The organism is Candidatus Clostridium eludens, assembly GCF_045310515.1.
GTDB lineage: Bacteria > Bacillota > Clostridia > Clostridiales > Clostridiaceae > Clostridium_B > Clostridium_B eludens.
Map to the genome: position 1 here is coordinate 1 of NZ_JBJHZX010000139.1, position 768 is coordinate 768.

The window sequence follows — 768 nt, forward strand, 5'->3', positions numbered from 1 at the left end:
TTTAGTGCCGGATTCTCTTGCTGTTTTCATTGCTGATGTTATAGCAGTTTCCTGATCTGAAGTTATGGTTCCTGCAGTTACAAGCTTATCTAATGGATTCTCTCTTTGTGGCATTGCTGAGGTTATAGCAGTCTCTTGATCTGAAGTTATGGTTCCTCCAGTTACAAGATTGTCAAGCACAGTCTTGTAATTAGCTTTAGTGCCGGATTCTCTTGCTGTTTTCATTGCTGATGTTATAGCAGTTTCCTGATCTGAAGTTATGGTTCCTGCAGTTACAAGCTTATCTAATGGATTCTCTCTTTGTGGCATTGCTGATGTTATAGCAGTCTCTTGATCTGAAGTTATGGTTCCTGCGGTTACGAGATTGTCAAGCACAGTCTTGAAATTAGTTTTAGTACCAGATTCTTTTACTGTTTTCATTGCTGACGTTATAGCAGTTTCCTGATCTGAAGTTATGGTTCCTGCAGTTACAAGCTTATCTAATGGATTTTCTTTTTGTGGCATTGCTGATGTTATAGCAGTTTCTTGAGCTGAAGTTATAGTTCCTGCAGTTACAAGATTGTCAAGCACAGTTTTGAAGTTAGTTTTAGTACCGGATTCTCCTGCTGTTTTCATTGCTGATGTTATAGCAGTTTCCTGATCTGAAGTTATGGTTCCTGCAGTTACAAGCTTATCTAATGGATTTTCTCTTTGTGGCATTGCTGATGTTATAGCAGTTTCTTGAGCTGAAGTTATAGTTCCTGCAGTTACAAGATTGTCAAGCACAGT

The 768-nt window shown here is 38.7% G+C and carries 1 protein-coding gene; it reads right to left on the reverse strand.

What is annotated here, in order from left to right; all coding sequences use genetic code 11:
- Nucleotides 1–768: hypothetical protein (locus ACJDU8_RS25575; RefSeq protein WP_406795005.1), on the reverse strand; the 768-nt coding region annotated here is incomplete at both ends.